General features: G+C 44.8%; 19 protein-coding genes. 13 read left to right on the plus strand and 6 right to left on the minus strand.

Translation table 11 applies throughout. The annotated features are described in order from the left end of the window. The first annotated feature begins 39 nt into the window (after window positions 1-39). The 3 genes from hutU (at window position 40) to AC3CIA_RS09525 (ending at window position 4233) form a co-directional block, all read left to right on the plus strand. Window positions 40-1734, plus strand: a complete 1695-nt coding sequence (hutU, locus tag AC3CIA_RS09515) for a urocanate hydratase (protein WP_488518040.1) — start codon at window positions 40-42, stop codon at window positions 1732-1734. A 14-nt stretch (window positions 1735-1748) separates the two neighbouring features. Then, complete coding sequence (gene hutH / locus AC3CIA_RS09520; protein ID WP_488518041.1) at window positions 1749-3281, plus strand: histidine ammonia-lyase; 1533 nt, start codon at window positions 1749-1751, stop codon at window positions 3279-3281. A gap of 226 nt (window positions 3282-3507) precedes the next feature. Beyond that, window positions 3508-4233, plus strand: a complete 726-nt coding sequence (locus AC3CIA_RS09525) for a DUF3581 domain-containing protein (RefSeq protein WP_010438254.1) — start codon at window positions 3508-3510, stop codon at window positions 4231-4233. A gap of 129 nt (window positions 4234-4362) precedes the next feature. Here the strand turns inward: AC3CIA_RS09525 and AC3CIA_RS09530 are convergent, their stop codons facing one another. Together AC3CIA_RS09530 and ydiJ are read right to left on the minus strand one after the other, a co-directional pair. Further along, a complete protein-coding gene (locus AC3CIA_RS09530) occupies window positions 4363-4824 on the minus strand; it encodes a methyltransferase family protein (RefSeq protein WP_488518042.1) in 462 nt (153 codons plus the stop codon). Window positions 4825-4890: 66 nt separating this feature from the next. Further along, window positions 4891-7926: a D-2-hydroxyglutarate dehydrogenase YdiJ gene (gene ydiJ / locus AC3CIA_RS09535; protein WP_372244045.1), complete on the minus strand. Its 3036-nt coding sequence runs from the start codon at window positions 7924-7926 to the stop codon at window positions 4891-4893. Between the two features lie 221 nt (window positions 7927-8147). Here ydiJ and AC3CIA_RS09540 point away from each other — a divergent pair, with 221 nt between their 5' ends. The 7 genes from AC3CIA_RS09540 to AC3CIA_RS09570 all read left to right on the plus strand — a co-directional run bounded on the left by AC3CIA_RS09540 (window position 8148) and on the right by AC3CIA_RS09570 (window position 14333). Continuing rightward, window positions 8148-8831 (plus strand): DUF3334 family protein, encoded by a 684-nt coding sequence (locus tag AC3CIA_RS09540; protein ID WP_004733423.1) that lies wholly within the window; start codon window positions 8148-8150, stop codon window positions 8829-8831. A gap of 208 nt (window positions 8832-9039) precedes the next feature. Further along, entirely contained in the window at window positions 9040-9729 is a 690-nt protein-coding gene (locus AC3CIA_RS09545; RefSeq protein ID WP_004733422.1) for a DUF2786 domain-containing protein, read from the plus strand. A gap of 142 nt (window positions 9730-9871) precedes the next feature. Then, on the plus strand, window positions 9872-10540 hold the full coding sequence (locus tag AC3CIA_RS09550; RefSeq protein WP_488518043.1) for a YiaD family glycine zipper/OmpA-like lipoprotein: 669 nt from the start codon (window positions 9872-9874) through the stop codon (window positions 10538-10540). Window positions 10541-10698: 158 nt separating this feature from the next. After that, complete coding sequence (locus tag AC3CIA_RS09555; RefSeq protein ID WP_488518044.1) at window positions 10699-11793, plus strand: tetratricopeptide repeat protein; 1095 nt, start codon at window positions 10699-10701, stop codon at window positions 11791-11793. A gap of 165 nt (window positions 11794-11958) precedes the next feature. Beyond that, the gene (locus AC3CIA_RS09560) at window positions 11959-12147 is read left to right on the plus strand and encodes a hypothetical protein (protein WP_017059767.1); all 189 of its coding nucleotides are present in this window, start codon (window positions 11959-11961) and stop codon (window positions 12145-12147) included. A gap of 365 nt (window positions 12148-12512) precedes the next feature. Then, complete coding sequence (locus AC3CIA_RS09565; RefSeq protein WP_488518045.1) at window positions 12513-12920, plus strand: SulA-like leucine-rich domain-containing protein; 408 nt, start codon at window positions 12513-12515, stop codon at window positions 12918-12920. Window positions 12921-13229: 309 nt separating this feature from the next. Continuing rightward, window positions 13230-14333 carry a phosphoribosylaminoimidazolesuccinocarboxamide synthase gene (locus AC3CIA_RS09570; RefSeq protein WP_488518046.1) on the plus strand — a complete coding sequence of 368 codons (1104 nt, stop codon included), beginning with the start codon at window positions 13230-13232 and terminating at the stop codon, window positions 14331-14333. Between the two features lie 195 nt (window positions 14334-14528). On the opposite strand, the gene AC3CIA_RS09575 is transcribed toward AC3CIA_RS09570, so the two are convergent. Next, window positions 14529-14906 carry a hypothetical protein gene (locus AC3CIA_RS09575; RefSeq protein WP_054547386.1) on the minus strand — a complete coding sequence of 126 codons (378 nt, stop codon included), beginning with the start codon at window positions 14904-14906 and terminating at the stop codon, window positions 14529-14531. A gap of 203 nt (window positions 14907-15109) precedes the next feature. Next, window positions 15110-17488 carry a helicase-related protein gene (locus tag AC3CIA_RS09580; protein WP_372244043.1) on the minus strand — a complete coding sequence of 793 codons (2379 nt, stop codon included), beginning with the start codon at window positions 17486-17488 and terminating at the stop codon, window positions 15110-15112. Between the two features lie 184 nt (window positions 17489-17672). On the opposite strand from AC3CIA_RS09580, the gene AC3CIA_RS09585 reads away from it, so the two are divergent. The 3 genes from AC3CIA_RS09585 to AC3CIA_RS09595 all read left to right on the plus strand — a co-directional run bounded on the left by AC3CIA_RS09585 (window position 17673) and on the right by AC3CIA_RS09595 (window position 21923). Further along, window positions 17673-19361, plus strand: coding sequence for an NAD-dependent malic enzyme (locus AC3CIA_RS09585; protein ID WP_171309140.1), 1689 nt, complete (start codon window positions 17673-17675; stop codon window positions 19359-19361). A 194-nt stretch (window positions 19362-19555) separates the two neighbouring features. Next, window positions 19556-20356, plus strand: a complete 801-nt coding sequence (locus AC3CIA_RS09590) for a SanA/YdcF family protein (RefSeq protein WP_029224433.1) — start codon at window positions 19556-19558, stop codon at window positions 20354-20356. Between the two features lie 196 nt (window positions 20357-20552). After that, window positions 20553-21923, plus strand: coding sequence for a DASS family sodium-coupled anion symporter (locus AC3CIA_RS09595; RefSeq protein WP_372244041.1), 1371 nt, complete (start codon window positions 20553-20555; stop codon window positions 21921-21923). Window positions 21924-22258: 335 nt separating this feature from the next. Here AC3CIA_RS09595 and AC3CIA_RS09600 read toward each other — a convergent pair whose 3' ends face one another. Continuing rightward, entirely contained in the window at window positions 22259-22609 is a 351-nt protein-coding gene (locus AC3CIA_RS09600; protein ID WP_004733411.1) for a GlpM family protein, read from the minus strand. A gap of 124 nt (window positions 22610-22733) precedes the next feature. After that, a complete protein-coding gene (locus AC3CIA_RS09605) occupies window positions 22734-24029 on the minus strand; it encodes a GGDEF domain-containing protein (RefSeq protein WP_488518047.1) in 1296 nt (431 codons plus the stop codon). Between the last annotated feature and the right edge of the window lie 72 nt (window positions 24030-24101).

Below are 24101 nucleotides of genomic sequence, written 5' to 3' on the forward strand. Positions count from 1 at the left end.
AACTACAACGATATAACGTGAAACAGAAGGAATTCCAAAATGACGGAACACCACAACAGTGACCCTCGTCTCGACACGACTCGCGAAATTCGCGCACCTCATGGCACCACTTTGCGCGCTAAATCTTGGTTAACAGAAGCACCACTGCGTATGCTGATGAATAACCTAGACCCTGATGTGGCAGAACATCCACATGCACTGGTTGTGTATGGCGGTATCGGTCGCGCGGCGCGTGATTGGAAATGTTATGACAAGATTGTTGAAGTATTGGAGCGTTTAGAAGACGACCAAACGTTACTTGTTCAATCAGGTAAACCTGTGGGCGTGTTCCCGACTCATAAAAACGCGCCTCGCGTACTGATCGCGAACTCTAACCTTGTTCCACACTGGGCAAACTGGGAGCACTTCAACGAGCTCGATAAAGAAGGCTTGATGATGTACGGCCAAATGACAGCAGGCAGCTGGATTTACATTGGCTCACAAGGCATCGTTCAAGGTACTTATGAAACGTTTGTTGCTATCGCGAAAAAGCACTTCCAAGGCGAAGCGAACGGCAAGTGGGTTCTAACGGGTGGTCTTGGCGGCATGGGTGGTGCTCAACCTCTCGCAGCGACTATGGCAGGCTTCTCGATGATCGCGGTTGAATGCGATGAATCACGGATCGACTACCGCTTACGTACTGGCTATGTAGACAAAAAAGCCACCAGCATAGATGAAGCGATGGCAATGATTAAAGAATCAGACACGCCAATCTCTGTTGGCTTATTAGGTAACGCTGCAGACGTATTCCCAGAGCTTGTCGAACGCAATATCACCCCTGACGTAGTGACCGACCAAACCTCTGCCCACGATCCGCTGAACGGCTACTTGCCGCAAGGTTGGACGATGGAGAAAGCAGCGCAAGAACGTTTAGTTGATGAAGCGAAAGTAGTGAAAGCCGCTAAGCAATCAATGGCGATTCAAGTTCAAGCGATGCTAGACCTACAATACCGTGGTGCTGCAACCGTAGATTACGGCAACAACATTCGCCAAATGGCACTGGAAGAAGGTGTGGAAAACGCATTTGATTTCCCAGGTTTCGTTCCTGCTTATATTCGTCCTTTATTCTGTGAAGGCATCGGTCCGTTCCGTTGGGCTGCCCTTTCTGGCGACCTAGAAGACATCTACAAAACAGACCAAAAAGTAAAAGAGCTGATTCCAGATAACCCGCATCTACACAACTGGCTAGATATGGCACGTGAACGTATTCAGTTCCAAGGCTTACCAGCGCGTATCTGTTGGGTCGGTTTGAAAGATCGTGAACGTTTAGGCCAAGCATTCAATGAAATGGTTAAAAATGGCGAACTGAAAGCGCCGGTTGTTATCGGCCGTGACCACCTAGATTCAGGCTCAGTAGCAAGCCCGAACCGTGAAACAGAAGGCATGATGGATGGATCAGATGCCGTATCAGATTGGCCTCTATTGAACGCCCTTCTAAATACTGCAGGCGGCGCGACATGGGTTTCCCTGCACCACGGTGGCGGCGTTGGCATGGGCTTCTCACAACACTCAGGAATGGTGATTTGTTGTGACGGCAGTGAAGATGCATCACAGCGTATTGCTCGTGTACTTCACAATGATCCGGCCACTGGCGTTATGCGTCATGCTGATGCGGGTTACGATATTGCCAAGCAGTGTGCTAAAGAGCAGAAGCTTGATTTACCTATGCTAAACGAAGAACTTCGTCGCCTTTAATGTCTGGAGAAAACATGTTGAATTTATTACTTAAACCAGGACATCTAGGCCTACCTGAACTGCGTAAGATTAGCCGTAGCCCTGTGAACTTATCACTTGATCCTGCAGCGATTCCAGATATTGAAGCGAGCATGCACGTTGTCGAGCAAGTGATTGCTGAAGATCGCACCGTGTATGGTATCAATACAGGTTTTGGCTTATTAGCGAATACCAAAATAGCCCCTGAAGATTTAGAAGTACTACAGAAAAGTATCGTACTTTCTCACGCGGCGGGCATTGGTAAATTCATGTCTGATGAAACTGTACGCTTGATGATGGTGCTAAAGATTAACAGCTTGTCTCGTGGCTACTCGGGTATCCGCCTCAAAGTGATTAATGCCCTTATCGATCTTGTGAACGCACAGGTTTACCCATGTGTTCCACAAAAAGGATCTGTGGGTGCTTCAGGAGATCTTGCTCCCCTCGCCCACATGAGTACGGTACTGCTAGGTGAAGGCCAAGCACGTCACAACGGCAAGATCATCACTGGCCTAGAAGCAATGCAGATCGCTGGCTTGGAACCAATCACACTTGCGCCAAAAGAAGGTTTGGCGCTGTTAAACGGCACACAAGCATCGACAGCATTTGCATTAGAAGGTCTGTTCGCAGCTGAAGACTTGTTTGCGTCTGCAACCGTGTGTGGTGCAATGTCTGTTGAAGCCGCGCTGGGTAGCCGTCGTCCGTTTGATCCGCGTATTCATCGCGTTCGTGGTCACCGTGGGCAAATGGATGCAGCCCTTGCTTACCGCCATATGCTTGATCAAAAGAGTGAGATTGGTGAATCACACACTTGTTGTGAAAAGGTTCAAGACCCTTATTCGCTGCGTTGCCAGCCTCAAGTGATGGGGGCGTGTTTACAGCAGATTCGTAATTCAGCAGAAACCTTAAACATTGAAGCAAATGCCGTATCCGACAACCCACTTGTTTTTGCTGAAGACGGTGACATCATTTCAGGTGGTAACTTCCACGCCGAACCCGTCGCAATGGCAGCCGATAACCTTGCATTGGCAATCGCCGAGATAGGTAGCTTGTCAGAACGAAGAATGGCACTGTTAATCGATAGCGCGCTAAGCAAACTTCCACCTTTCTTGGTAGATAACGGCGGCGTGAACTCAGGATTTATGATTGCTCAGGTAACGTCTGCAGCATTGGCGAGTGAGAACAAAACACTGGCTCATCCAGCGTCAATAGATAGCCTACCAACTTCTGCAAACCAAGAAGACCACGTATCGATGGCAACCTTCGCTGCACGCAGGCTTAGATACATGGCCGAAAATACACGAGGGATTTTGGCCGTAGAATATTTAGCTGCAGCACAAGGGTTAGACTTCCGAACGCCAAACCTTTCGTCTCCTCGCGTAGAAGAGGCGAAACAAATTCTGCGTGAGAAGGTCAGCTTCTACGACAAAGATCGCTACTTCTCACCTGATATTGAACAAGCGAACCTGTTACTTAAGTTGTCCGTTCATAACCATCTAATGCCAGAAGGCACTCTGTGTAGTTTTTAAAGCAAAAACACTCTAAACAACACCTCTTAAAGTGTTGTATAAACAAGGGCTATTGATTAGCCCTTGTTGCATTGAGTCAAAGACCATACCCTCTTAAAAATCGTCACATACCATCCAACGTATTTATCTAATTGGCTGATATATATACAAAGTTAACTGGATAGACCATTAGATCGAAGTTAGTTAGCTATAATCCACGCCAGATTTGATGACTAATAGCGATACTATGTTTCTGACACCTTACTTTTCTACTGAAGACAATCAATTTCAATTCACTCGTGAACAGGCTAGCCACTTTGCTAAAAAAGTAGCCGCTGACTTCAACCCCATTCACGATGAAGACAACAAGCGCTTCTGCGTGCCTGGCGATCTTTTGTTTGCAGTACTTCTGCAAAAAGAAGGCATCAGCCAAAAAATGCGTTTTGATTTTTCAGGTATGGTGGGTAACGGTATTGCGCTAAGCGTTGACAACAAGTGTGAGAAAGAAAGCTCACTGGTTGACGAGAAAGGCAAAGAATACCTACACATGTCTTGTGAAGGTGAAAAGAGCCACGATCAAGCATTCATCGAACACGTAGTAACAAACTACGTTAAGTTCTCTGGCATGAACTTCCCACACATCATGGTTCCTCTTATGGAAGAACAACAGATGATGATCAACTGCCAACGCCCTCTTGTGATTTACGAGAGCATGGAAGTTGAATTTACTCGCCTAGACCTATCTCACCCAGAAGTTGAATTCTCAGGTGCGACTTTTGATGTTGAAGGCAAGCGTGGCATCGTGACACTGAACTTCGATTTCAAAGAAGACGGCGAAGTTGTCGGTAAAGGCGTGAAACGCATGGTAGCAAGTGGCCTTAAGCCATACGACCAAGCTTCTGTAGACGACCTAGTAAACCGCTTCAACGAGCGTAAAGAGATGTTTCTAGCTCAGTTTGCAGCTGCCGCTTAATCAGCATCCTTATTTACACATCTCGATGTAAATAAGCTCTAGAACAAGATCAATAAAGCCCAGCTTGATATCCTCAAACTGGGCTTTTTTAGTACGATCCCTGACTACACGAAGACACTCAAGTCAATACTAAATCCAGCGTCTAACCTTCTGTTTATAATCAACATATTCCGCACCGAATAATTGCTCTAGAGCGTGTTCTTCTGGCTTAATTTGGAACTGAGTCATGTAAATCACGAATACAAAGCTAAGTAAAACACTGAATAGGTTTTGGAAGAAGTAACCGAAGCAAAACAGTAGGATGAATAGACCTAAATACATTGGGTTTCGCGTATAGCCAAAGATTCCACTGTCCACCACTGCAGAAGCAGTTTCGACTTTGATCGGGTTAACGGTGGTTTTCTGTTTGCGAAACTCCCATATGCCTGAAATTCCAATCACACCACTCAATATAATCCCGATACCTAACACAACCGTTCCATAAGGCAGTGCAAGTGTCCCTAGGCTCAACTGCTGAGCGCAGGAGTATGATGCTACGAATACAATAATGAACAGTGCAACGGGTGGTACTTTTAATTCTAGAAATTTCATACTTTTCCTTATTAACATTCCTTTGTTAGTTTAGAAAAAAGCCCAGCAATTGCTGGGCTAAATGTATTAAAGAATTTTTGCTAGCGCCTGTAATGGGTGAGCAAGCTTCTCACCTTCAAAACGCTTCACTTGGCTACGGCAAGAATAACCTGTCACCAAACAACGATCTTTTGGTAAGTCCTGCATTCGAGGCTTCCAGCTTAAACCGTATATGTCTTTCGACATTTGCAGCTTATCGACCTCGTGACCGAAAGTACCCGCCATACCACAACAGCCGACAGGAACGCTGGTTAACGCAGCGCCAAAATGTTTAAAGATAGCGCCCCACTCTTTTTCAGCGTTCGGCATTTTGGTTTTCTCAGTACAGTGAGCGAACAAGTACCACATATCTTCACTTGCTGAGCGCGCTTCGAACTCACCTAACGATGGCATTAACCATTCATGCACGGTGAGCACATCAAAGTCGCCACGCTTGTCACCTAAGATCTCGACGTATTCATCGCGATAACAAAGTACCAGTGCAGGATCAACACCCACCAAAGGAATGCCGATATCCGCCACCATCGACAAAAAATCCGATGTGGATTTCGCTTCACGCGCAAAGCGACTTAAGAAGCCTTTAATGTGCAGCGCTTTTCCATTTGGCTTAAACGGCAGCAGTACCGGTGTTTTGCCCAGCTTTTGAGCCAGAGTAACGAAGTCTTCAACTACCTCTGCATCATAAAAGCTAGTAAACGGGTCTTGAACGATAAGTACATGCTGTTTCTTCTGCTCAGAAGAGAGCCCTTCTAGGTACTGTAAATCGAAGAGTTGCAGCTCTTTGCTCGCCAGACGATTTTTTAGCGTAGGCACCGACATCAGTGGTGCATCAACATAACCGACCGTTTTAGCCGTTGCGGTTTGTATCCACTTTTGACCCAATGCTGCGTTCACGACTTTCGGCGCTTTCGCCATCAGCGGCAGCATGGTTTCAATGTTGGCAACTAAATAGTCTTTTGCTGGGCGCTGATAACGCGAGTAATAGATGTTCAAGAATCGGGAACGGAAGCTCGGCACATCGACTTTAATAGGACACTGGCTCGCACACGCTTTACATGCAAGACAACCGTTCATCGCTTCGTGAACTTCATGCGAGAAATCGTATTCATGGCGTTTGTTCATCGTGTTACGAACACGCTCAACCATGGTTTTAACCGGAGTATTGTCCTTCAGCGCTTCTTGCTCTAAATCGAGAATATCGACGCCTTGTTCCGTTAACTGACGCAACCACTCTCTTACCAAACCTGCGCGGCCTTTTGGCGAATGACGACGGTCTGCAGTGACTTTCATCGAAGGACACATTGGCGAGCTAGTATCGTAGTTGAAGCACAAGCCGTTACCATTACATTCCATGGCTTGTTTGAAGCTATCACGAACTTGTACGTCGATCTGACGGTCATAGAAGCCACGCTTGGTATCGGTGACTTTCACCAACTCAGCATCGCTTTCTAATGGCGTACAGATCTTGCCTGGGTTCATCTTGTTGTGCGGGTCGAACGCTGCTTTAACACGTCTTAATTCGGTAAACAGTTCCTCCCCAAAGAAGTCAGGGCCATACTCAGAGCGGAAGCCTTTTCCGTGCTCACCCCACATCAAGCCACCGTATTTAGCCACCAGCTTAACCACTTCATCAGAGACTTCGTGCATCAAGGCTTCTTGCATCGGATCACACAGATCAAGTGCTGGACGAACATGTAGTACGCCCGCATCCACGTGACCAAACATGCCGTAGTTCAACTCTTTTGAATCGAGTAAGACTCTAAATTCAGAGATGAAGTCGGCCAAGTTTTCCGGTGGTACACAGGTATCTTCAGCAAAAGCGACTGGCTTAGCTCGGCCTTTCGCCGCACCCAATAAACCTACCGCTTTCTTACGCATGTTGTAGATTCGGCCAATGCTCGCTAAGTCACTGCATACTTGGAAGCCAATCACACCAGCTTCTTCGGTTTCAAGCATGCTTTCAAGTTGTGCCGTCAGTGCTTGAACTTGTTGTTCAACTTCCGCTTCATCTTGGCCTGCAAACTCAACCATGTTGATGCCAAGCATCTCTTTATTGGGAACATCCATAAGCAGGTCGCTCACAGTGTGCCAAACGATGTCTTGCTTCGCTAGGTTCAATACTCTTGAATCAACCGTCTCAACAGACAGCGCTTTCGCTTCTACCATGAACGGCGCATTACGCAGCGCAGAATCGAACGTGTTGTATTTCACGTTGACCAGCGTTCGCGCTTTGGGAATCGGCGTTAGGTTGAGCTTAGCTTCCGTAATGAAGGCTAATGAGCCCTCGGCACCACATAGGACGCGAGTCAGATCAAAGGTGTCATCTTGTTCGTTGATTGCGTTCTTTAGGTCGTAACCTGTTAAGAAGCGGTTCAGCGGTGGGAATTTATTAAGAATTTGAGCGCGCTTGTCTCGACAAACGGCTTCAGTAACCGCAAGGGCATGGTGAGCAAACTCACCCTCAACTGGCAAGCCGTGTGATAAATCAGACTCTAGACACGAACCATCCGCAAACACCGCTTGCAATGACAATACATGATCTGACGTTTTTCCGTACTTCAACGACCCTTGGCCCGAAGCATCGGTATTGATCATGCCACCTAAGGTTGCTCGGTTACTGGTAGAAAGGTCTGGAGAGAAAAAGTAACCGTAGGGACGTACCGCATCATTCAATTGGTCTTTAACGACGCCAGACTGAACTCTTACCCAGCCCTCTTTCTCGTTAATCTCAAGAACTTTATTCATGTGTCGTGAAAGGTCAACCACGACACCTTTTGTTAAAGATTGTCCGTTGGTTCCGGTACCGCCGCCACGAGGGGAAAAGGTCACGCGTTCGTAAGCGGATTTAGCACCCAACTGACCGAGCAACACAACGTCTTGAGTTGTTTTAGGAAGGATGACCGCCTGCGGCAATTGCTGATAGACACTGTTATCAGTCGCCACAGCCAAACGGCTAGAATATTGAGATTCAATGTCGCCAGTAAAGCCCGCTGTTTTTAGTTCATCTAAAAAGCGTACGACTACTGGATCGACATCAGCATTAAGTTGAAGTCTTGGTAACATTTGCTTCCTGCCCCTACTTCGCTGATCCTATCAGCATTGGGTTATCTGAGATTTTTAATAATTTTCTTTGAATTTCGTCACTTTACTACTATTAAGATCATATAAAAAGGTGATCAAATCAGAATCTCAGTGCAAGAATGGAGAAATAGTCACTTTCGTCTTAATTCAGTCCAATATACTGAATAACATTTTGTTTAAGACATCTCCATGAGCACATCACAATGAAAAAAAACAAAACAGTCACAACTGAAGATATTCTTCTTAAGCTATGCCAATCAGTCTCAAGCGTACTCACTTCAGCGACGGCTTCTCAGGTGTCCTATTCAGCTATGGTTCAAAAGATCAACAAGACAAGTCTGAAGCCAGACTTTGGTTGTTTCGTCTTATTTGACGGTGGCTTTTCTGGTCTTGTTGTCATCAATTTTACGTCTAAAGCCGCGCTAGAGATCTATACCAATTACATGCGTAACATGGGCATGCCAGAAGATGAGCTGGCGGTACTGCACACTTCAGACGAAGTGGGCGATGTTTTAGGTGAGTTGATGAACCAGTTAGTTGGTGATTTCACCAATAAGATCCGTAAAGAACTGCAAACCAACATCACACAGAACCAACCGAAAATGCTGGCATTGAACAAGCAAGTAAACCTTTCTGTTGATACTAACCTAGATCGTCCACAAGCCCGTCGTGTGACCTTCTCGACTGCAAACAACAACATCTTCTATCTAGAGCTTGCAATGGATAAGACAGAATTCATCCAATTGGAAGAATTTGAGATCGCTGAAGACGAATGTCCAGACAGTATTCTTGAGGCTACTCAGAAAAAAATGCAGGAAGCGAATAAGCCCGCTCAAAGTTCAGGTAATGATTCGGCAGCCGATCTACTCGATGAACTTGGTATCTAGTTTGCTAATGCTCTAGTTAATCCGGAAAATCGTGTCACTAACGCCATCAATACGCTTGATGGCGTTTTTGTATGACCCAGAAGCCGCCTCTTCCATCCTTCATAATGGCTCACCGCGTAATAACAAATGACTTTTGACTTTGCTGTTACCTGCCAAAACATGTAAAATGTCGGACTTTTCAAAATTTGCGGTAATGATTAAGTAGTCGATGGATAAGAAAAAAGCCCTAAAGAAAATTGCCAAGTGCCTTGAGCTTGGAAATTCTGCGAACGTCAATGAAGCGGCCAATGCGATAAAAATGGCGCATAACTTGATGCTGAAATATGGTCTCGAGAAAGACGATATTGAATTTATCAAGATGGGGAAAACTCAGTCCAGTCATCTGTTACCTGCAAATATCAGCTCTACACTGCTGCGTGTTATTCGTGGTATTAACACCAAGTTTGGCGTAGAAGCCGTATTACTGAACCACAAAGGCCTTAAGCGTGTGGAGTTCATTGGTGAAGCTGATCGAGCAATCTTTGCTGCCTTTGCTTTCGATATTATTTATCGCGAATTGAACGAGCATACGGGTCAATTCAGAAACAGCTTTGCAGGATCTGGTACCGGAACTCTCGAAGTCACTCGTCGTGTGAACTCTTACGTCTCTGGTTGGGTAGAAGGTGCGCTTGAAAAGTTGCCAATCATTACCCCGGACGACGAGTCAAACAACAAAATCAATAACTACATTGATAAAGAATTTGAAAATATTGACCGTGAAACCTTCAAACAACAACTCAGAGAAGCGATGAAAAACCTCACCGCTGACTATGAAGTTGGCTTGAAGAAAGGCCGTAAGCTTTCGGTAAACCGCCCTGTTGGCGGAACTCAAGCAGCTAAAAAAATCACCAAATCGTAGAGCATGCCATTTAGCTAAATCATAATGCTTGCTCTTTACATTTCCTCAGCACATTGTTAAAACCATCAGTAATACTTATAGGACTATATGTTTGTCATTCGCAATCCATGCGTTTGACAGAAGTACATGATGGAGAAATACGTTGAAAAAAATCACACTAGCCCTAGCGCTTACTGTCGCTCTAACGGGTTGTCAGGCAACTCAACGCCAAAATGCTACAACAGGCGAATCTGAGACGAACTCTGCAACTCAAGGCGCTCTAATTGGTGCAATCGCTGGTGCCGTTGCTGGTGCTGCTACTGGTGACGATTCTAAAGATCGCCGTAAACGTGCACTCATCGGTGCTGCTGGTGGCGCCGCCGTTGGTGGTGGTATCGGTTACTACTTCGACCAACAAGAAGCTGCACTTCGTGAAGAACTCATGAACTCTGGTGTTCAAGTTGAACGCGTTGGTGAGAACCAGCTTCTACTTCGCCTAGAAAACGGCATTGGTTTTAGTTCTGGCTCTTACGCTTTAGAGTCTAGTATTCACAACACACTACGTGGTGTTGCTCGTATCTTAGTTGAATACCCAGACACTAGCCTAGTGATCGACGGTCACACTGACAGCACTGGCAGCGAGTCGTCTAACCAAATCCTTTCTGAGCGTCGTGCTGAATCTGTTCGTGCATTCTTGATCTCTCAAGACGTTGCTGCAGGTCGTGCCATTGCTCGTGGTAACGGTGAACGTTACCCTCTATGTGACAACAACACCTCTCAAGGTCGTGCTTGTAACCGTCGCGTAGAAATTCAAATCTTGCCGCTTAAGTAGCACGATTAAAGCCCAGTTACCTTTATCTATTGAATTAACCACTATATAGTTGCTTGTCATTCGTATCGCTTATTTTAAGCGTTACGACTTAACACTCAGGCACATAGCGTATTCATCCTGATACATCGGGACTGGGCTTTTTTTACGAGACTTATCTTTTGCTTATCCTATCCAACTTCTGGTCATCGTCATTTCTTAGGCCTCTATTTGTAGCCCTCATCTTTTCCACGATACAGTTGTCCATTCCACATTTCGTTCACGCGAAAAGCAGTGATGAATTTTCAATAAAGTCACAACCTCAAGAGTCACAACCTCAAGATCCAGTTTCTCAATACCAATTAGCTCAAGCTTATGAATCGGGTGTCGACGTCCCTTTGAGCACCAGCGATGCATTTTATTGGTACTCGCAATCAGCGGATAACGGCAATGCAAATGCGCAATTTAGGCTGGCTGAATTGTATTTATCAGGGACAGGTGTAGAGCAAAGCAACAAGCTAGCTTTAGAATGGTTTATCAAATCAGCATTGCAAGGTAACAAACGCGCCTCAGTTGAGGTCGCAAAGATCTATGAGTCCTCGCTTGAGAAAGATCTACTCCAACCATTAGATGCAGCACAGCTATGGTATGAAGCGGCCCTAAAAGACAACCCTGATGCAGAAGATGGTTACAATCACGTTCTGGAAGCACAATTTAACCAACAACGCGCCAAGCAGATATCTTCGATTGAGCAGCTCAATGACAACGTCAGTGCAGAAGCCAATACGAATCAACCAAGCACCTTCCCTTCGGCACTAACTTCTAGAGACCAAGCAACACGTTCTAACCTAACAAGCTCTGACTATATAAGTGGCGCAGCACTGGCCGTTTTAATTGCAATAGTGAGTATCAGCGCGACTCTGGTTGTATCGCGAAAGCGACAGATCCTTAAGTCTGGTGAGTTAAATCAGCAACAGCAGACACTTGAAGCGCAGCTTAGCGCCAAAGACTTCACCATCAAACAGCAAAAGCGCCAACTTCAGACTATCTATAACGAACTGAAGAAGCAGAAAAACAACAAGAGTTTGAACAATTTTCAGGTAGCCTGTGCGCTATTTGGCTACACGCCTAGCTCAATTCCGGACCAGAAAAGCATCAAGATACGATACAAACAATTATCAAAGATCTACCATCCAGATGGTCACGGATGTGACGAAGAAATGAAACGTTTGAACAATGCGCTAAAAACCATTTTACAAAATGTTACAAAACCGTAAACAACTACACATATTAAATTTTCAAGGTCGCAAAGATATCGATTTTATTAGTGTTGCAATCGATCCCCCTCTCAAAAACGGGTAACAAACTATTAACTAATGGGTCTTACTTGTGTCATAATTTGCGCCGAAAATACACCTGACTTAAACAGGTGAGGAGAGAATATGTTCACAATAGAAGGCGTTTGTGATTGGTGCAAAAAGCCAAGCCTAGTTAAAAAGCACGACTATCTAGATGGTAAGTGTCATCATGCATGTAATGAATGCAATGATATTGCAACCATTGATGTTCGCCAGTTCAATATTGGTGAAATGGAAATGAGAGCAAAACTCTCCCAAGCGACATTGAGATAAGCAACACCGTTGAAATATAAGAAAGCGCCTAAGGCGCTTTTTTTGTGTCTGTGGTTTTAGATTTTCTCTCTTCTCTCTTCTCTCTTCTCTCTTCTCTCTTCTCTCTTCTCTCTTCTATACAGGCGTATACAGTACTTTTCTGTCAAAACCACTGTATACACCTGTATAAAGCTCACATTTTTTGAACTTATGAGACAAAGTGGCAAATTCATTCTAATTTAATTTGTCAAATAATTTCAATGGCTTAACAACATAACACCTATAACTTCAGACAAAATCGTCCAATAATCCCGCAAAAAACGCTTGATCTTATAAGCAACTAAAACTACTGTATACACATACAGCATGTATATAAGGACAGCAAAATGATTCAAGCACACGTTAAAGCCCAACACTCTAGCCCGCTAGTTCACTGCGCATTTACATCAGTTTCTCGTAAAAGCAAAAATTCAAACGAGGAAGCGTTATTTGCAAGAATGGCGTTGCTGTCCAACCAACATCAGTGGCTACTGTTTACGGCTCAAACACCGAGACCATCCGCTAAGCTGCTGAAGCAACATAATGTTTGCTGCGACCGAGTTATTCATATGAAAGCCTCTCATCAAATGACTGAGGTAGAAACCGTCGAGAAAGCCATTCGCTCTAAGAATGCGAGTGCGATTGTGGCAAGTGCATCGATTGATCAATTCAGTCAGCAATACCTAAGAACATTAGGAATGCGCTTTCAGTGTGAAGTGTTCTTTATGGATGCGAATTCAGAGCGCATTCACTAAGCCACCTTACTTAATAACATTTTGGCTCAAAAACATGGCCCACAAACATAGCTTAATCGTTTAGCTAACAAACTTAAGTAAACTAACCGCATAGCTCCAAAACACAGTCCAAATATACTGCCTTCCCCTGCCCTACGATTCGCCTATTTTTTGGCGAATTGTTAGGCGGGGGTTTTTATTTAAACAATAGATTTAGCAATCGTTTGCTTTTTATCTGGAAGGAAATAGTAGATTGAGTATAATGCCCGTCTAATCATGTGCACACCGCACTTCTCTGTATGACGTTTGATAAAAGATAGGAATGTCTAAATGAGCCTTGCTGATCAAGTTCTTGCCGTAAATGATGACCTACCAATCCGTACTGACAAACCTGTCCACAGTGGCAAAGTTCGCTCAGTCTACTGGTTAACTGAAGAAGATAGTCAACGACTAATCAAAGAGAAAGGCTACGATGTAGCACCAGATGCACCTTTAGCAATCATGGTGATCAGTGACCGAATCTCTGCATTTGATTGTATCTGGCGTGGTGAAGGTAATCTTAAAGGTGTTCCAGGTAAGGGAGCGGCTCTGAATGCTATCTCTAACCACTGGTTCAAATTGTTTAAAGACAACGGGCTTGCTGACAGTCATATTCTTGATATCCCTCACCCGTTCGTATGGATTGTACAAAAAGCTCGCCCCGTCATGATTGAAGCGATTTGTCGTCAATACATCACAGGTTCAATGTGGCGTGCATACGTAAGCGGCGAACGTGAATTCTGTGGTATCGAAATGCCTGAAGGTCTCGAGAAAGACAAGAAGCTACCTGAGCTACTGATCACGCCTTCAACAAAAGGGATTTTGAAAGGTATCCCTGGTGTTCCAGAAGCTGACGATGTGAACATCTCGCGTAACAACATCGAAGATAACTTCGCAGCGTTCAACTTTACTCAAGCAAGTGACATTGCGCATTACGAAAAACTTCTAAAAGAAGGCTTCAACGTAATTAGCCAAGCACTCGCGAAAGTCGACCAAACCTTTGTGGATACAAAGTTTGAATTTGGTTACGTCAACGATGCTCAAGGTAAAGAAAAGCTGATCTACATGGACGAAGTGGGTACTCCAGATTCATCTCGCATTTGGGATACTCAGGAATACAACAAAGGCAACATCGTTGAAAACTCTAAAGAGGGGTTCCGTCAGTTCTTGCTTAACTACTTCCCTGATGCAGACATCCTTTTGAACAAAGAACGCATGCCAGAACGTGAAGCATTAGCTCGTGACAATGAGTTGCCTCTTGATTCACTGATGTCTCTGTCTCGTACTTATCTTGATATCGCAGCGAAAATCACAGGTGCAGAGATCGTACTGAGCGAAAATCCTAAGCAAGAAATTATCGATGTACTGCGTGCTGACTATGGTCTAGTTGACTGATTGCATTCTAGAAAGCGAGTAAGCTCGTAAACACAAGTTCCAGATACTAAAAGGGCCTCATCATTATTGAGGCCCTTTTTACATGTGCGGTTTTAATATTCTTTAAGCTAGTTTCTAAGCTGCATGCTCTAAGCTCTAAGCTCTAAGCTCTAAGCTCTAAGCTCTAAGCTCTAAGCTCTAAGCAATACTGAGAGATTACAGCTTGATAGTAAACTCTTCTCCAGTATTCTCGGCGATCACCAAATGACTGCGCGTCTCGATGTACTCTATCTGCTCTTCTTCAAGAGAATATGGCATAACAACTTTGAGCTCATTGATCCCTTCCAGCCTAGCTAGCTTAAGTAAGGTAACAATGTTTGACTCATCACTTTTACGCGTCGACATTGATTTTAATGCCATCTGCCATAAACGATCTTCAGGGCTTGCTAGCTCTTTAATGCTATCTCGCCAGACGGTACTGAATACTGGCGCAATTGTGGTTAGTGCTTCCAGAAAAGTCCATTTTTTACTGCATGAGGCGCCAAGAAAGGTTGTGTAATCGAACTCTACACGCGTCTCTATCTGTTTATCCATGATGTCCCCCGACACTTTGACAACACAATATACTCAATATCTATCAACTCTTTCTTTATAGCAATAGGATATAGAAGAATAGTCTTTTATGACCTTTTGATTGGTTAAAAAGGCATATAAGAATCAATTTTGTAACAAAATAAGCACTGAATAATCATATATGCACCTATTTGATTAATATTTTAGAGATAAAACTTATCTATCTATTTTATATCAATTATCCGGCTCGCTTTTTTGTATTGAATACGCCAGCCAGACCATGTTGGCAGCTCCCAGCGTTTTGGTGATAACTTTCGGCTACCCGATTGATAGTGCACGTAAATCAGCTTTCGCGCGGGCAAGTATTCTACATCGAGTTGTAAGTCGGCAAGGCTCAGTGCAAACGGGTATTTTTCAGAGAACTCTGAATAGAGCCATTCTGGGATACCATCAAATGGAATGTCTGAATGTTCAAACATTTCTAGCTCGCTGACATCGGTAACCCCTAACACCTCAAGCTGTTGTATAAACCATAGTTCAAAGCTAAGTTGCTCGATCTCAGGAGTATATTTTGTTTGTTCATCGAGCCCAAGTTTTACATACAACTGCCAGTGTCTGATTTCTTGAGTACGAACCTTTGCAAAACCGGGCAGTTGGACGCCTTTTAACACAAAATCGACAATAGGCTTTAATGATAGTTGCCCTTCAGCCGCGACGAGCTTAGTCGTAATTGTACGGCCTGCGTACACCAAAGCCATCTCGGTAAAGACACCATCATCATTTACTCTTGTTTCACCTTGCTCCCACTCTCCGAGTTCAGCTTCAATGATAAGCTCAAGAGGAATAGGTGCCGTGACCGTCGCTAAGGTCAGTGTTTGCTTAACACCTCTTCCCGGCAAACTATGGGTATCAAGTACCAACATCGCTTGTGCATTGTCCGGGAAACGATTCTGACGGCCGAGTACTACCTCTAACACTCCATTGGCAAAGGCTTCTTTCCTCTTCAGTCGGCGCACAAACACCAGCTCAGGATGCAAATTCACAATAGTCTTAAGCAGTTCAATACGTTGGAAACGTGACGCGACTTCTAACTGAGGAAGTTCAAACACCTCACGCATTTGCTTTGCCAGCCCTTGTGCTTCATTCAGTGCCTGTTGGTCGATTTCTAAATGCGGATAATCGCGACCACGAACAATCTGAATCAACAGGCTTAAATCACACCCTTCTTTCTCTTGTTGCACGAGCGCTTCCAAATGTTCTGCATTGTTTGGTAATTGGTACAAGCGAGCAGGAACGGACAACGCAGCCGTGAGATCGACCATCGCTTCTTTTAATGCTTTGGTTTTGATTCGAGTAACAATATCGGCATACAAAGCATCAATCGGCAACGGATACAGCTTTTTGCCATGCTCGGTAATTTGATGGTCGCTATTAATCGCCTCCATCGTCAGCAAGGTTTGAGTCGCGCTGTTTAATGACTTCTCAGGAATAGGATCAAGGAAGGACAAGGTCTCAAACGGAGCACCACAACATGCCGCCGCAAGCATAGGTTCGGTCAACTCTTCACGCTGCAATTCAGGTGGCGTGACTAACTCTAACGCCGCATGTTCGCCATATAGACGAACACAGACACCATCCATCACTCTACCCGCGCGGCCAGCTCGTTGTTTGGCACTCGCTCGTGATATCGATTTAAGCATCAGTGTGGTTCTTCCGTTTCGTTGAACGGTGCGTCTTTCTAATCCTGAATCTATCACCACACCAATATCAGGTATGGTGAGGGAGGTTTCAGCAACATTAGTAGCAAGAATGACTTTTCTCAGGTCATTACCTTCAGTATTAATATTACGACCCGATAACGCTAAATCTCGTTCTTTTTCACTGACCGACGCATGCAACTTCACCACTTGGATATCTGGATTTTTTGCCAAGGCTTGTTCACATTGCACGATCTCTTTTTTACCCGGCAGGAAAACCAAGATATCGCCATGTGAAGCGATCAGTTGATGATTCACTTCTTCAGCAATGCGTTGCTCTAGATGTCGAATATCGGGCAGTGCTCTTGACTCATTAGCCCTGTGTTCAATAGCAACTTGATAAGTTCGGCCTTCACAGCTAATTCGATTCGCATCCAAGTAATGAGCAAGACGCTCCCCTTCAATGGTTGCTGACGTGATCACCAAGCGATGGCTTTCTTTTTGTTTGAGAATCGCCACCAGCAGATCAATGTCCCAGCGCCTCTCGTGAAACTCATCCACCACAATCACATCAAAACTGGCTAATCCATCTTCTGATAACCAACGCAGCGCGATACCGGGAGTCACAAACACAACGTTAGTTTGCTCGTTGTACTCCGACTCAAGCTTAATCGCATAGCCAACCTTGTCACCAATCTTCTCACCCGATTGCTGTGCCAGATATTTAGCCAATGACGTACACGCGATACGTCTTGGTTCCACCACCAGCACTCGTCCATGCTGAGAAGCCCAAAGTGGCAAACGCGTTGATTTACCCGATCCGGTTTCAGCTTCGACTACAAGGTGAGAATTGGCGATTTGCTCGTGGAATACGTTTTGATAAGAATCGATAGGAAGTAATGACATAAAAAGGAGGAGTCGCGAAAAAGTGTGAGCGAAGTATAACGAATTATGGCGCTAGAATTCGATAAGTGTGGGACATGGGTAAGAATATCATTTTGTTTGCAAAGATCGGAGGGAAACTATTTACAATTGAATAACTAAACCGTTATCATTTTTCGGTTACCCTTTCTCCCATATTAGGCATCCAATGAACAACGATAAACGCCCTCTATATATCCCTTATGCTGGTCCTGCTCTACTAAGTACCCCTCTTCTAAACAAAGGCAGCGCATTCTCTGCTGAAGAGCGCAGTTCTTTCAACCTTGAAGGCTTGTTACCGGAAACGACCGAAACAATCCAAGAGCAAGTAGGACGTGCATACAAGCAATATTGTAACTTCGAAAGTGATATGGATAAGCATATCTACCTTCGTAACATCCAAGACACTAATGAAACGCTTTTTTATCGTTTAGTTCAAAACCACATTTCTGAAATGATGCCTATCATTTACACGCCAACGGTTGGCGCAGCATGTGAGAACTTCTCAAATATTTACCGTCGTGGCCGTGGTCTGTTTATCTCATACCCGAACCGCGATCGTATCGATGACCTACTGAACAATGCGACAAACCACAACGTTAAAGTTATCGTGGTTACGGATGGTGAGCGTATTCTTGGTTTGGGAGACCAAGGTATCGGTGGCATGGGTATTCCAATTGGTAAGCTAGCACTGTACACAGCTTGTGGCGGTATCAGCCCAGCTTACATGCTACCAATCGTGCTCGATGTGGGTACAAACAACCCTCAACGTCTTGCTGACCCAATGTACATGGGCTGGCGTCACCCTCGTATCACAGGTGCTGACTACGATGCATTCGTTGAAGAGTTCATCCAAGCGGTTCAACGCCGCTGGCCTGATGCATTAGTTCAGTTCGAAGATTTCGCACAAAAGAACGCAATGCCACTGCTTGAGCGTTACAAAGATCGCCTCTGTTGTTTCAACGATGACATCCAAGGCACAGCAGCCGTAACGGTTGGTTCTCTACTTGCAGCATGTAAAGCAGCAAACAGCAAACTTTCAGATCAACGCATCACCTTCTTAGGTGCGGGTTCTGCAGGTTGTGGTATTGCTGAAGCTATCATTGCTCAAATGGTGTCTGAAGGTATCAGCGATGCACAAGCACGCTCTCAAGTTTACATGGTTGACCGTTGGGGTCTGCTACAGGAAGGCATGCAAAACCTGCTTGATTTCCAACAGCGTCTCGTTCAAACCAACGAAAACACCAAAGACTGGGAAAGCGACGGCACTGGTTTCTCTCTACTAGACGTTGTTCGCCACGCGAAACCAACAGTATTGGTTGGTGTCTCTGGTGCTCCAGGTCTGTTCAGCAAAGAAGTCATCAAAGAGATGAACCTACACTGTGAACGCCCTATCGTGTTCCCACTGTCTAACCCAACAAGCCGTGTTGAAGCAACTCCAAACGACATTATTCGTTGGACTGATGGTCAAGCACTGGTTGCGACAGGTAGCCCATTTGAGCCAGTAACTCATAACGGCACCACTTACCCAATCGCTCAGTGTAACAACAGCTACATCTTCCCAGGTATTGGCCTTGGTGTATTGGCTGTGAATGCTGCACGTATCACTGATGAAATGCTGATGGAATCAAGCCGTGCGCTTGCTACGTGCTCTCCACTTGCTATCAACGGTTCAGGTGCGCTACTTCCACCATTGGAAGAGATTCACACCGTATCTAAGAAGATTGCTCTTGCCGTTGGTAAAAAAGCGATTGAGCAGGGTGTTGCACTAGAGATCACTGAAGAAGCTCTTCAACAAGCGATTGACCAGCATTTCTGGCAGCCGGTTTACCGTCGCTACAAGCGTACTGCATTCTAATAAAGCGTGCTGCGCTCTCAATAAAGCGTACTGCGCTTTGAATAAAGAGCGTTAACGACTCTTATATGAGCCTCTGCAATTGCAGGGGCTTTTTTCTTTACACTGTCTTGTCTTTTTAACTGATTTTTCTCATTTTTATTTGGTATTATCGAGCACTCAAAAAAATAATGCTCAGTCAAAGGACCATACCGAGAGTGAAATTTGATTCTCACATTTTCCGTAGCTACTTATTAAAAGCTTACAAAAAACTGCAAGGTTTTCTGTTTGGCGCTTTCCTCGTGTTCTTAGTTGGCAGCGCTGCGGTTATTGCGATCGATTATTGGGTTTCATGGCAAGCGGAAGATCGCATCATCTACGATATTGATGACGTGCCCGAGCTTGAGGTCGCGGTTGTGCTTGGCACAAGCAAATATTTGGGTAGAACACTCAACGACTATTATAAACACCGAATCGAAGCCGCGATTGAGCTATTCGATCGTGAAAAAGTTGACCAATTTCTACTGAGTGGCGATAACGCTCATCGCTCTTACAATGAGCCGTGGACGATGAAACGCGACTTGTTGAAAGCGGGTGTCCCCGATGAACGCATCAATCTAGATTACGCCGGTTTTAGAACCTTGGACTCGATTGTTCGCGCTAAAAAGATATTCGATACTGATAATTTTCTGATCATCACTCAGAAATTCCACTGTGAAAGAGCGCTCTTCATCGCCAATTCTTACGATATTCATGCGCAGTGTTTGGCGGTTTCAGGACCAACTCACCATTCGGGAACCTCAATACGTTTACGTGAAGTGTTTGCGCGCACCAAAGCATTCCTTGATCTGTATATTATGGGGACAACGCCAAAGTTCCTTGGACCTAAAGAGCCGATTCAACCCAGTCCAAAACCGGAATCATTTCCGATTCCAAACCCTATTACTGACCCCACTGTAAACCCTGTTGTAGACCCTACAACAAGCCCTATTTTAGAACCAGCAGAGACCGATGTGTAGAAAACTACACATTTTGAATTTGTTGCCTCACACTTCCCCATTGTTAAGCAAAAACACACCAACACTCCTTTATTAACTTGAGTAACATTCTTCCAACAAAGTCTGACCCTACATCAAGCTATATACCTCGAAAATAATAAGCACGACTCAATGAAGTCGTGCACCAATAAAACGAGGATAACAAAAGGAGCGTCTTATGACGGCACTTGTTACTACACTGAAACACTGGTTGTTTACCCGCAACAGCATGATCTTAATTGGTAATTTCACGTTATTTGCACTTTTGCTCAATAATCTTCCTTTCGAAACACAAGTGAATACAGGTTTAAGTATTCTCGTGTTCGTTGCCATTTTATGGTTAACAGAAGCTATTCACGTCAGCATCACCGCTTTGCTCGTTCCCCTATTGGCTGTCTTGTTTGGTGTATTCAACACGCCCGCTGCGCTGGCTAACTTTTCGAACCCAATCATCTTCTTGTTCATGGGTGGCTTCGCATTGGCAGCCGCGCTGAACAAGCAAGAGTTAGATAAAGCAATTGCTGACAAAGTACTGTTGATTGCAAAAGGCAGAATGTCGGTCGCCGTGTTCATGCTGTTCGGTGTGAGTGCAGGCTTATCCATGTGGATCTCAAACACCGCAACCACAGCAATGATGCTTCCTCTTGTTCTAGGCATCATGAACAAAGTTGACCAAAGTGAAGACCGTAACACCTACGTATTTGTGCTACTAGGCATCGCTTACTGTGCATCGATTGGTGGCATCGCAACCTTAGTGGGTAGCCCACCAAACGCAATTGCTGCGGCAGAAGTCGGCTTGAGCTTCACAGAGTGGATGGCACTTGGCCTACCTATCTCAATGATCTTATTGCCAATCACGATGATTGTTTTATACGTGATGACTAAGCCCAAGCTCGACCATAAATTCGAGCTAGACCACGCTCCTGTAGAGTGGACGAACAGCAAAAAAATCACACTGTCTATCTTCCTTTTAACCGTAACGCTTTGGATATTCGGAAAACCAATTAATGCAATGATTGGCGGATTCTCTAAGTTTGATAGCTTGGTCGCGATTGGTGCCATTGTACTGCTTGGCGCTTCTAGAGCGGTTGAATGGAAAGATGTCGAGAAGACAACGGATTGGGGTGTGCTTATCCTGTTCGGTGGCGGTATCTGTTTAAGTAACATTCTTAAAGCGACTGGAACCAGCGTATTCCTAGCACACTCACTAAGCGGATTTTTAGAAACAGCAGGCGTGCTTCTTACGATTCTAGCCGTGGTAGCGTTCGTGGTATTCCTAACGGAATTTGCGAGTAACACAGCGAGTGCGGCATTGCTTGTCCCTGTATTCGCAACCATTGCTGAAGCGCTGGGTATGTCACCTGTTATCTTATCTGCACTAATTGCGATTGCCGCATCTTGTGCCTTCATGCTACCAGTCGCGACACCACCTAATGCGATTGTATTTGGCTCTGGTCATATCAAACAAAAAGAAATGATGCGAGTCGGTATGGTGTTGAACTTAGTTTGTATCCTAGTGCTAACACTGTTCGCGTGGATCTTTTGGTAAGCAGCAAACGCTTATAGAGAAAGCTTTATAGGCAAGTGCTTAGAAACACATATTTATAGGTAAATGCTTATAGATAAATGTTTACAGGAATGCCCCCCTAAAAAATCTGGTTGCAGCTTCCCCCGGCTCAACCAGTACAAAAATGCCCGTTCAGCTAACAAGATCAATTTAACTAGCAAGACCAGTTTAACTAACTAAATCAGCTAAACGGGCATCTAAAAACAAGAAACGCTTTTCCCTTTTGGTGGCCCCGCGCCACCTTTTTTGTGTCAACTTGTCACCTTTTTTGGATCAACTTGCCACCAAGCACTCATTACCGTTCTAAGATCTGGCTCTCACGCCACACTTGGCACCAAACGCGTCCAACCTAACAGCAGCATAGAAGCACACATAACCCAAACGACAGTGGCTAAAGAAAGCGTCGATACCAAATTGTAGCGATAACTGAACACATAAACCGCGCCAAGATAAGCCGCGTATGGCACAAGCGAGAACAAACCAAAGAGTGCCGTGGTACGTAACTCCACCATGGTTTGTTCCGTGCCAACAATGTAGTGAGCAATCAGAGCAAAGGTTGGAAACAACGGCACTAAGCCTGCGATGTAAAAGCTCTTACTTTTCGACAGTAGCGCAATCAACAAAACAGCCGCGGCACCGAGCAAGCATTTAAAGAACAGTGAGATCATTTTTTATACGTTATCCAAGCAAATCAACAAAGGCTCTAGAGGGTAAACTCATATAGCGCCCATAAAAATGCCACACATCACATATGCACGTGTGGCTTATAAACTAACCAAAACAATTTTCAGATTAGTGACTCAAAATCACCTGATTTCGCCCTGAATGCTTCGCTTGATACAAGGCTTCATCAGCGCGAGCAATGGTCTCTGTCACACGCTCTTGTTTCATCTCAGCAATACCGATACTGCAAGTGAGTGGATCGCCATGAACCCAAAGGTGCTGGCTGACTAAAAGTCGGATTTTCTCGGCCTTTCTTTGTGCTTCGCCAAGATCAGTCTCCGGGCAAAAAACAATGAACTCTTCACCACCCCATCTCACCAATTTGTCGGAAGCGCTGATCGAACTGCCGACCACCATGCTGAATTCTCGTAAAATATGATCACCCATTTGGTGTCCGTATTTATCGTTGACGCTCTTAAAGTAGTCAATGTCGAGATACAACATACTCAGCTTTCCATGCCCCTGCTTTACCTGCTGAGACTGCATTTTTAGCCAATCACGAATCGCGTGTCGGTTGAGAATCCCAGTCAGTTCATCACGATGAGCCTTTTCTGAAAACTCAAAGTTTTGCTCTCTCAGTGCTCGATTGACGTTCTTTAAGTGATGATGCCTTTTCTCTGCAAGCACCATACGTTTTCTTGAACGGTTTAACTCAGACAATAAGAATACGGTGCCTGTACCAACCCAAACAAACAGTAAGATAAGGAACAAGCTTTCGCCTGAAATATAAGATCCCTCGAACTCAATACTGCGGATGACTATTCTGTGGTGACCCAGTTTCGCACCAGACGCGGTAGCAAACTCAACCATATTCACATTCGAATACTCAGGCGCTGAATGCTCTAGCGCAATCTCGTTATCCGCTAACCACCATGTCATTACTTGCAGGTTTTTGATCGGAATCTCAATCACACCACCATCCACGCCAGGAGAAAACTCCATCCCGTTGTACTTATGCGTGTACTCGTCATCAGGAACCGAATAAGCAGGATTATAATTACGCAGGTAAGTTCGCAAACGACCGCTAGAATCGGCCTCCGCATGGTAATCAATATTGACTCTAAAGGTGTGGTACTGCGAAAGGTCAAGGCCAGTGGTAATGTCTGGGTTGATACGAATCGATAGGCCGCAATAAGGCCACGGATACTCAGATTCTTTAAGCTCACAGTCGAGAATATACTGGCCATTTTGATAAGATAATTGGGACGTACTGACACCCCTATCCACTTGATCGCTGGTCGCGATAAACTCATATTTATCCGGCATAATTGCCGTTATCACACGATTTCCGCTCACACGGTAATACTGGACAATCGCCAGTGTCGTGATAACTAAAAAGATGACTATTTTATGGATCCACTTCACGTCTAAGCTTCCGGCTTAAGGTCCCTATAATTGGGATTTCACGATAAAAAATAAGTTAGATAAATTAGTGAT

Source organism: Vibrio sp. QJM3NY_27, from assembly GCF_057785955.1.

Bases quoted from the DNA above. Each gene is read 5' to 3' on its own strand.
- hutH (WP_488518041.1), top strand. From the start codon at position 1,749: ATGTTGAATTTATTACTTAAACCAGGACATCTAGGCCTACCTGAACTG.
- AC3CIA_RS09585 (WP_171309140.1), top strand. From the start codon at position 17,673: ATGAACAACGATAAACGCCCTCTATATATCCCTTATGCTGGTCCTGCT.
- AC3CIA_RS09560 (WP_017059767.1), top strand. From the start codon at position 11,959: ATGTTCACAATAGAAGGCGTTTGTGATTGGTGCAAAAAGCCAAGCCTA.
- ydiJ (WP_372244045.1), bottom strand. From the start codon at position 7,926: ATGTTACCAAGACTTCAACTTAATGCTGATGTCGATCCAGTAGTCGTA.
- AC3CIA_RS09525 (WP_010438254.1), top strand. From the start codon at position 3,508: ATGTTTCTGACACCTTACTTTTCTACTGAAGACAATCAATTTCAATTC.
- AC3CIA_RS09595 (WP_372244041.1), top strand. From the start codon at position 20,553: ATGACGGCACTTGTTACTACACTGAAACACTGGTTGTTTACCCGCAAC.
- AC3CIA_RS09545 (WP_004733422.1), top strand. From the start codon at position 9,040: ATGGATAAGAAAAAAGCCCTAAAGAAAATTGCCAAGTGCCTTGAGCTT.
- AC3CIA_RS09540 (WP_004733423.1), top strand. From the start codon at position 8,148: ATGAAAAAAAACAAAACAGTCACAACTGAAGATATTCTTCTTAAGCTA.
- AC3CIA_RS09565 (WP_488518045.1), top strand. From the start codon at position 12,513: ATGATTCAAGCACACGTTAAAGCCCAACACTCTAGCCCGCTAGTTCAC.
- AC3CIA_RS09570 (WP_488518046.1), top strand. From the start codon at position 13,230: ATGAGCCTTGCTGATCAAGTTCTTGCCGTAAATGATGACCTACCAATC.
- AC3CIA_RS09575 (WP_054547386.1), bottom strand. From the start codon at position 14,906: ATGGATAAACAGATAGAGACGCGTGTAGAGTTCGATTACACAACCTTT.
- AC3CIA_RS09530 (WP_488518042.1), bottom strand. From the start codon at position 4,824: ATGAAATTTCTAGAATTAAAAGTACCACCCGTTGCACTGTTCATTATT.
- hutU (WP_488518040.1), top strand. From the start codon at position 40: ATGACGGAACACCACAACAGTGACCCTCGTCTCGACACGACTCGCGAA.
- AC3CIA_RS09600 (WP_004733411.1), bottom strand. From the start codon at position 22,609: ATGATCTCACTGTTCTTTAAATGCTTGCTCGGTGCCGCGGCTGTTTTG.
- AC3CIA_RS09580 (WP_372244043.1), bottom strand. From the start codon at position 17,488: ATGTCATTACTTCCTATCGATTCTTATCAAAACGTATTCCACGAGCAA.